This window comes from Tepidimonas sp., from assembly GCF_029335975.1.
Classification (GTDB): domain Bacteria; phylum Pseudomonadota; class Gammaproteobacteria; order Burkholderiales; family Burkholderiaceae_C; genus Tepidimonas.
The window spans coordinates 1-6,644 of sequence record NZ_JARJMT020000146.1 but is presented as its reverse complement, the minus strand read 5'-3'; the positions used below and the strand labels follow the sequence as shown (position 1 = coordinate 6,644).

Annotated in this window: 6 protein-coding genes and 3 pseudogenes; 5 read left to right on the top strand and 4 right to left on the bottom strand. The window is 67.4% G+C overall.

All coding sequences use genetic code 11. The features are described 5' to 3' along the window. The 5 genes and pseudogenes from P3W97_RS08140 to P3W97_RS08120 form a co-directional block, all read left to right on the top strand. A partial coding sequence (locus P3W97_RS08140; protein WP_300845625.1) for a hypothetical protein occupies window positions 1-181 on the top strand: 181 nt, incomplete at its 5' end. Window positions 182-211: 30 nt separating this feature from the next. Then, window positions 212-955, top strand: a pseudogene (locus tag P3W97_RS08135) (helix-hairpin-helix domain-containing protein); the annotation flags it as partial. A gap of 374 nt (window positions 956-1,329) precedes the next feature. Beyond that, window positions 1,330-1,974 carry a peroxiredoxin gene (locus P3W97_RS08130; protein WP_300845622.1) on the top strand — a complete coding sequence of 215 codons (645 nt, stop codon included), beginning with the start codon at window positions 1,330-1,332 and terminating at the stop codon, window positions 1,972-1,974. 86 nt (window positions 1,975-2,060) lie between these two features. Next, window positions 2,061-2,963, top strand: coding sequence for an MBL fold metallo-hydrolase (locus P3W97_RS08125; RefSeq protein WP_300845621.1), 903 nt, complete (start codon window positions 2,061-2,063; stop codon window positions 2,961-2,963). A gap of 92 nt (window positions 2,964-3,055) precedes the next feature. Then, on the top strand, window positions 3,056-3,913 hold the full coding sequence (locus tag P3W97_RS08120; protein ID WP_300845619.1) for a sulfite exporter TauE/SafE family protein: 858 nt from the start codon (window positions 3,056-3,058) through the stop codon (window positions 3,911-3,913). Window positions 3,914-4,073: 160 nt separating this feature from the next. On the opposite strand, the pseudogene P3W97_RS08115 reads toward P3W97_RS08120, so the two are convergent. From P3W97_RS08115 to P3W97_RS08100, 4 genes and pseudogenes are all read right to left on the bottom strand, one after another. Next, a pseudogene (locus P3W97_RS08115) lies at window positions 4,074-4,199 on the bottom strand (NADPH-dependent 7-cyano-7-deazaguanine reductase QueF); the annotation flags it as partial. Then, window positions 4,196-4,645 carry an alpha/beta fold hydrolase gene (locus P3W97_RS08110; RefSeq protein ID WP_300845617.1) on the bottom strand — a complete coding sequence of 150 codons (450 nt, stop codon included), beginning with the start codon at window positions 4,643-4,645 and terminating at the stop codon, window positions 4,196-4,198. The pseudogene P3W97_RS08115 and the gene P3W97_RS08110, both read right to left, overlap by 4 nt. Before the next feature lie 366 nt (window positions 4,646-5,011). Further along, window positions 5,012-5,335, bottom strand: a pseudogene (locus P3W97_RS08105) (2-oxoglutarate-dependent dioxygenase); the annotation flags it as partial. After that, window positions 5,235-5,801 carry a YaaA family protein gene (locus tag P3W97_RS08100; RefSeq protein WP_300845628.1) on the bottom strand — a complete coding sequence of 189 codons (567 nt, stop codon included), beginning with the start codon at window positions 5,799-5,801 and terminating at the stop codon, window positions 5,235-5,237. The pseudogene P3W97_RS08105 and the gene P3W97_RS08100, both read right to left, overlap by 101 nt. Between the last annotated feature and the right edge of the window lie 843 nt (window positions 5,802-6,644).

Genomic DNA, 6,644 nt, shown 5'->3' with positions numbered 1-6,644 from the left:
GCACAGCCTCATTCCGGCTGATGTGATCGAGCATGCGTTTGAACTGCTCCATGCCCAGCCTCCAAAACGACACGGTGCAACACCAGCGCAGCCGCCTCAGCAAAGCTTGCCGAGCCCAGGGCGCCTCGCAAATCGCTGTTTACTCAAGAAAATCATACCGTTGCGCTATTGGCTGCCATGAGAAACCGGTAGCTATCGGGAAATCTGGGTTCAAAAAAGCATCTTCGAGGCCATCGGGCTGACCTGCTCCATCGGCGTTGCGCCCAACAAGCTGCTGGCCAAGATGGTCAGCGAATTCCACAAGCCAAACGGCATCAGCATCGTGCAGCCCACGGACCTGCAGACGCTGATCTGGCCCCTGCCCTGCCGCAAGATCAACGGCGTGGGGCCAAAGGCCGCCGCGAAGCTGTAAAGCCACGGCATCCACACCATCGGTGAACTGGCCGCGCGCGACAAGGCGTGGCTGATGGCGCACTTCGGCCGCAACCATGGAGCCTGGCTGTTCGATGCCACCTGGGGTCGCGACGAGCGGCCGGTGGTCACCGAAAGCCGTCCGGTGAGCGTGAGCTGCGAGACCACCTTCGAGTGCGACCTGCACGCTGAGCGCGACCGCGCCGAACTCGGCGCCGTCTTCACCCGGCTGTTCGAGCAGGTGGCGGCCGACCTTCAGCCCAATGGCTGCGTCGGCCGCACCATCGGCGGGACGCTGCACCATGCCGATTTCAAGCAGGTCACCCGGGCCATGACCGTGCAGCAGGCCACGGCCGATGCGGCGCAGATCCGCCGCATCGCCGGTCTGTGCCTCAAGCGCCTGGACCTCTCGCGGCGCTTTCGGCTGCTGGGCGTGCACGTGGGCTCGCTGCAGCCGCCGCAGACGGCGCCAGCCGCTGCCGAAAACATCGATTTGAAAAAAAGACACCCCGAACCCCAGCGCGAAATGGTCGTCATTTGCTAGAAAAAATGAAGCAATGAGCGGCAATCTATTTTGACCCACCCCGTCACCTCGGCCATATCCATGGGCTATCGCGGTCATCGCAAAGATTCATCCCCATACCGCAACGGGTATGCAACACTAACAAACCGTTGAATAAGCCGCCGCGTTGATGCGGAAGCGGCTGCGGGATGGGATGCAAGGCGCAACGCGCAGCCATCGCAACGGTGATAGCGAACGCTTGCGACGAAGCAGCCCGCCCGGCGCCAGGATGCGCAGCGCGCAAGGGGCTTGTTCAGCGTTGTCGCAAAGCATCGGCCATCGCCGCCGCGGCTTCGAACCCGCCGCGCAGCCAACGTCGAGTTTCGTTCCACAACCCAAGCTCGAGGAGTTTTCTCATGAGTGAATCCACCGTCCAATCCCTGCCACGCCTCAACGAGCCGGCGCCGGCCTTCCGCGCCAAGACCACCCACGGCGAAAGAAGCCTGGCCGACTACAAGGGCAAGTGGCTCATCCTGTTCTCCCACCCGGCCGACTTCACCCCGGTGTGCACCACCGAGTTCATCGCCTTTGCCAAGGCGGCCGACACCTTCAAGGCCATGAACTGCGAGCTGCTGGGCCTGTCCATCGACAGCCTGTTCTCGCACCTGGCGTGGACGCGCAACATCCAGGAGAAATTCGGCGTCACCATCCCCTTCCCCATCATCGAAGACATCAAGATGGAGGTGGCCAGCGCCTACGGCATGGTGCACCCCGGCGCCGCCGACACCCAGGCCGTGCGCGCCACCTTCTTCATCGACCCCAATGGCATCCTGCGGGCCATGGTGTATTACCCGATGAGCAATGGCCGCTCCATCCCTGAGTTCATCCGCCTGCTGCAGGCCATGCAAACCAGCGACGAGCATGCGGTGGCCACGCCCGAGGGCTGGACGCCGGGCTGCGAGGTGATCGTGCCCCCGCCCAAGACCGACGCCGACGCCGCCCGGCGCGCCAGCGAAGGCTACAAGACGGTGGACTGGTACTTCTCGACCAAGTCGCTGTAAAGCCCACAGGGGTCGGCGGTTGTCACAAGGGGCGACCTCCGGCCCTTTTTTCATTCCCCGCCCCCTGGGTTTCCGACTGCTACACCATGTCCAACAGCCTGCACATCGAAAGCTTCTTCGACGAAGCCACCTGGACTTTCAGCTACCTTGTGCTCGACCGCAGCACGCTGCAGTGTGCGCTCATTGACAGCGTGCTCGACTACGACCCCAAATCTGGCCGCACCCGCACCCACAGCGCGCAGAAGCTGGTCGATCGCGTGCAGGCGCTGGGCGCACAAGTGCAGTGGATTCTCGAAACCCATGTGCATGCCGACCACCTCAGCGCCTCGGCCTGGCTGCGCGAGCGCGTCGGCGGCCGCGTGGCCATCGGCCGCCATGTCACCGCGGTGCAAGAGTTCTTCGGCCGCCTGTTCAACGCCGAGCCTGGCTTCGCGCGCGACGGCTCGCAGTTCGACCACCTACTCGATGACGAGGAGACCTTTGCCATCGGCAGCCTGCGCGTGCGTGCCCTGCACACCCCGGGCCATACGCCCGCTTGCATGAGCTACCTCGTCGAGGCTGCGGGCGAGGCTGCGGGCGAGACCGCCACCGAGCGCGCCCTGTTCGTCGGTGACACTTTGTTCATGCCCGACGTCGGCACCGCGCGCTGCGACTTCCCTGGCGGCGACGCGCCCACGCTATACCGCTCCATCCGTAAACTGCTGGCGCTGCCGCCCGAGACCAAGCTCTACCTCTGCCACGACTACCCGCCCGCGGGCCGTGCGCTGTGCAACGTCTGCACCGTGGCCGACCAGCGCGCCGCCAACATCCATGTGCACGACGGCGTGAGCGAGGCCGACTTCGTCGCCATGCGCCGCGCGCGCGACGCCACGCTACAAATGCCCGTGCTCATCCTGCCCGCCGTGCAGGTGAACATGCGCGCCGGCCACTTTCCGCCGCCGGAGGACAATGGCGTGACCTACCTCAAAATACCGCTCAACGCGATCTGACGCTGCGCCCTGCGCACTGCGCGCGCAACCCCATCGCTGCCCACGAGCCCAAGCCCACTGGTGGCACAACCCGCTGCCGCGCCCCCGCCCACATGGATGCCCCTGTCCTGCCCCCACTGCTTGCCACCGTGCTGGCTGCGCCGCAGTTGGGCCTAACGCTGGCGGTGGGCGCGGCGGTGGGTGTCATCTTGGGGCTGACCGGGGCGGGCGGTGGTATCCTGGCGGTGCCACTGCTGGTGTTCGGCCTGCACCTGCCGCTGCAGCAGGCCGCGCCCACCGGCCTGATCGCCGTGGGCACGGCCGCTGCCCTGGCCGCCGTGCTCGGCCTGCGCGAGGGTATCGTGCGCTACCGCGCAGCGGGCCTCATGAGCGCGTTTGGCATGGTCACAGCGCCAGCGGGCGTTTGGCTGGCGGCACGCCTGCCGACCACGCCTTTGCTGCTGGGTTTTGCCTTCCTGCTGCTGCTCGTGGCCTGGCGCAGCCTGCGTGCGTCCGCGGCCAACGGCGACGCCGCGCCGCCCGAGCACCCGCCCTGCCAGCTCGATCCCGAACAGGGCCGCCTGCGCTGGACGGGCCGCTGCGCCTGCGCTCTTGGCGCCACCGGGCTGACCTCGGGCCTGCTCAGCGGGCTGTTCGGTGTGGGCGGCGGCTTTGTCATCGTTCCAGCGCTGCAGCAGGTGAGCAATATCGATCTGCGCAGCATCCAGGCCACGTCGCTGGCGGTGATTGCGCTGGTCTCGGTCAGCGGCGTGGCGGCGGCTTCGGCCAGCGGCGCCCTGCCCTGGGCGGTGGCCCTCCCGTTCGGTACGGGTGTGGTGGCGGCGCTGCTGGCCGCGCGGGCGCTGGCGCGGCGGCTGCACCCTGGGCATCTGCGCCGCGCCTTCGGCCTGCTCACGCTGGCGGTGGCGCTGATGATGATCGCGCGCGCCTTGGGCTGGCGCATCGGCTGAACATCGCCCACCCGGCCGTCACAGCAACCGACCCGCCGAGGCGACCGCAGCCGTGGGCTTTCCAGGCCGCACACCTGCCGTCGATGCGGCTACTGCGGACGGGCTGTCGGCCTGAGTGGTGCCAAGCGGGCCGCTCAGCCCTTCACTGGCGAGCGGTGCGCACGCCGATGGCCTCGCGCTCGGGCGCGCGCGGCAGCGGAAACAGCAGCGCGGAGTCGTAGCGGTCGGCACAGGCCACGGGCTTGCCCGGCGACGAGTGTTCGGGGATGGCGTCGGATGGGTTCATGGCGTGGGCGCGGATGTGGGCGCGGATGTGGGTGCAGATGTGGGCGCGGGGGCTTTGGGGGCGCGGCAGTCGGCAGCGTCAGCGGCGCGCAGGTGGGGCAGCAGCGCGGTGAGTGCGCGCTCGACCACGGCGACGAGTTGGCGCAGCGTGCCCGCGGGCCGGTAGCTGCGCGCGATGCTGGCGAGCACGCGCCGCCGCAGTTCGGGTTCGGGCCAGCGAAAGTCTGGGCTGCCGATGGCAGTGAGCAGGCGCACCAGGTGCTCGGTGACGGCTTCCTGGCTGCTCGATGGGGGCCGACCCAGCAGCGCCTTCAGAATGCGCGGATTCGGCCCGGGCAGGCCACGCGCGCCGCTGCTGCTCATGAGGCTGGTGAGGCTGGCCACGCGCTGCGGCGCGAGCAACGCCAGCCGCTGCGCGATCATGCCGCCCATGCTCATGCCCAGCACGTGCGCGCGCGATGCCGCAGGCGTCGAGCACGCCCAGCGTGTCGCGCGCCATGTCCTCGAGCGTGTAGGGCGCGCGCGGCGTGAAGCCAAGCCGGTGCTGCAGCTCCACCCACAACAGGTTGGGCACGTCCAGGTGGTCCAGGTGGGTGGACAAGCCCACGTCGCGGTTATCGAACCGCAGCACGCGGTAGCCCGCAGCGCGCAGCGCGTTGATGAAGGTGGCCGGCCAGTCGGTGAGCTGCAGGCCCAGCCCGGTGATGAGCAGCACCACCTGCTGGCTGGCCGCGTCGCCGTCGGTCGCGCTGTCCTCGACTTCGATGTCAAGCCCGTTTGCTTGAATTTTCACTCACCCTCGAGCACCGGTGCGCCGCCGCGCAGCGGCTCGTCGAGGTACATCACCAGCGTGCCTACGCGCTGGTCGCCGCGCTCAGCGAGTTTGGCGGTACCGGGCGCGGCGGGGTCGAAATAGTCGTAATGCGGCTTGTACTCGGCACCCACGCCACAGCGCAGCATCTGGATGCCCTCGCCGTTTTCCACCGGCCAGCACAGCAGCCGGCCGATGCGCGCCTCGATGCGCACAACCAGCGGGCTATCGCCGCGGGTGAAGAACATGCCGGCGCTGGTGCGGTCGTCGTTGAGTTCCTCGCCGCCGGTGCGCGTGTTCACGGTGACAGAACGCTTGAGGCGCGGCGCGGTGCAGAACGGCCCAGCGTCCCATCAGGCCGCGGGCGCGCTTGGCGAAGAAGCTGATGATTCTGTATTTGCCGTCTTTCTCGTCCTCGAACACGCACTCCACCACGCGCGCCTTGAGCACCTTCGTGTCCACGGCCTTGAAGTATTCCTGCGAGGCGAGGTTGACCACCACCGGCGTCGCGTCGGCGGCCAGGCCGCGGTAGACGTCGCCGTCGAAGGCGAGCACGGCAGCGCGCGCGTTGGCGGGGGTTGCCTCGGGCCGCCAGGCCTCGAAGCGGGCCACGTTGAGCGCGGCGAGCTTGTCGCTCAGGCTCATCAGCTCGGCGATCTCCTGTGGCGGTTTGGGGCGCAGCACGGCGATGAGCTCGGCCGCATCCTTCATGAACAAAGGCTGGGTCGGCGCCACGGCCGGGCCGGGGCTGTCGTAGTCGAGCGACTTGGCGGGTGAGAGCAGGAGCAACATGGTCGAGACGGGCAAAGGATGAAAGAGCGAACATGCGGCGCAGCACTCAACACCAGCACCAGCCAACGGACCCGACGCGCTGCCCAGGCACCCATTCCATTGGCAAGCCCTCCTGCCGCCGCACCTGCGAAACGGCCAAGGTGTAGGGCAAGGCTGCGTGGATACCTCGCCCGCCTGCACGCCCGCCCGCAGGCACGCACGCCACGCCAAGCTGCGCGAAGCTGCGTCACGCAGTTGAACCAAAAAACCGCAGTTGACCGCCCCTTTGGAAACGCTGAACAAATTGCTGCGCGAGCGCTTCGCTGTTTTGCGCGGTGCTCGGCTGCTCGCCTATCTAGCTTCGCATCCTGCGCCCCGTGCGCCTTGCACCGCATCCCGCTCGCGGCTTTCTTCGGCGTTTCCCTTTGCAAGAAGGCGATGGCATTGTTGGCTGTGTGGGCGTTGCCTGGGCGCAGCCACACGTTGGCCAGCGTGCGGGTGTCGGCGACGAAGGCCATGAACGGGTGGTGGCTGGCGCGCCCGCGTTTGCTGGGGTTGTCGCCCCTGCATGCGCCTTGCTGCGCGCCGCAGCGGCTCAGCACCGTGGAGCACAGCCTCATTCCAGCCGATGTGATCGAGCATGCGTTTGAGCCGCTCCATGCCCAGCCTCCAAAACGACACCGCGCAACACCAGCGCAGCCGCCTCAGCAAAGCTTGCCGAACGCAACGCGCCACGCAAATCGCTGTTTCCTAAGAAACTCATACCGTTGCGCTATTGGCTGTCATGAGAAACCGGCAGCTATCGGGAAATCTGGGATGAAAACTTTCGACTTGGACGGCTAGCCGGTGCCGGTTCAGCCTGGC

Excerpts from the sequence above, each read along its gene's own strand:
- P3W97_RS08130 (WP_300845622.1), top strand. The coding sequence starts at position 1,330 with ATGAGTGAATCCACCGTCCAATCCCTGCCACGCCTCAACGAGCCGGCG.
- P3W97_RS08120 (WP_300845619.1), top strand. The coding sequence starts at position 3,056 with ATGGATGCCCCTGTCCTGCCCCCACTGCTTGCCACCGTGCTGGCTGCG.
- P3W97_RS08100 (WP_300845628.1), bottom strand. The coding sequence starts at position 5,801 with ATGTTGCTCCTGCTCTCACCCGCCAAGTCGCTCGACTACGACAGCCCC.
- P3W97_RS08125 (WP_300845621.1), top strand. The coding sequence starts at position 2,061 with ATGTCCAACAGCCTGCACATCGAAAGCTTCTTCGACGAAGCCACCTGG.